At 71.8% G+C, this 1,119-nt stretch carries 1 protein-coding gene; it reads left to right on the top strand.

Annotated elements, in window-relative coordinates:
* A partial coding sequence (locus G3N64_RS39095) for a nodulation protein NfeD (RefSeq protein WP_205788895.1) occupies nt 1-1,119 on the top strand: 1,119 nt, incomplete at both ends.

Here is a 1,119-nt window from a genome sequence, read left to right as displayed (position 1 = left end):
CCCGCTGTCCGCGCGGGTCGCGCGCGCCGCGCTGTTCGCGGCGCTGCTCGTCGTATGTGCCGCGGTCGCCGCGCCGCCGATCGCCGAGGCGCCGCCGGCTGCGCATCCGGTTATCGTGATCCCCGTCAACGGAGCAATCGGGCCGGCCAGCGCCGACTTCATCGTTCGCTCGCTCGAGCGCGCCGCACGCGAACATGCGCCGCTCGCCATCCTGCAGCTCGACACGCCCGGCGGGCTCGACACGTCGATGCGGCAGATCATCAAGGCCATCCTCGGCTCGCCGGTGCCGGTTGCCGCATTCGTCGCGCCGGGTGGCGCGCGCGCCGCGAGCGCAGGCACCTACATCGTCTATGCGAGCCACTTCGCGGCGATGGCGCCCGGCACCAATCTCGGCGCGGCATCGCCCGTGCAGATCGGCGTCGGCGGCGCTACTCCGCCGGGCGCGAACCCCGCTGCGCCACGGGCGCCCCCGGCCGGGACGCCGGGTGCATCGGGAACCGCGGGCACGTCGCCCGCCGCGCTGCCGAACGACACGCAATCGACCGAGACCCGCAAGGCAATGCAGGATGCGTCGGCCTATATCCGGGGCCTCGCACAGTTGCGCGGGCGCAATGCCGAATGGGCCGAGCGCGCGGTGCGCGAAGCCGTCAGCCTGTCGGCCAGCGAGGCGCGCGCGCAGCACGTCGTCGACCTGATCGCGCAGGATCCGGCCGACCTTGCGCGCCAGCTCGACGGCCACAGCGCGACGACCACCGCCGGCACGGTGCGGCTCGCAACCGCGCATGCGCCGCTCGTCGCGGTCGAACCCGACTGGCGCAGCCGCTTCCTGTTGATCATCACCGATCCGAACGTCGCGCTGATCCTGCTGACGATCGGCATCTACGGCCTGTTCTTCGAATTCGCGAACCCCGGCTTCGTGCTGCCGGGCGTCGCCGGCACGATCTGCCTGCTGGTCGGGCTGTTCGCGATGCAGTTGCTGCCGATCAGCTATGCGGGCCTCGGCCTCGTGCTGCTCGGTCTCGGCTGCCTGGTCGCCGAGGCATTCCTGCCGACCTTCGGCGTGCTCGGTTTCGGCGGGATCGTGTCGTTCACGATCGGCGCGCTGATGCTGATCGACAA

The sequence above is a fragment of the Burkholderia sp. Ac-20344 genome (assembly GCF_017104975.1).
Lineage (GTDB): Bacteria > Pseudomonadota > Gammaproteobacteria > Burkholderiales > Burkholderiaceae > Burkholderia.
This window is presented reverse-complemented; position numbering and strand designations above follow the sequence as displayed.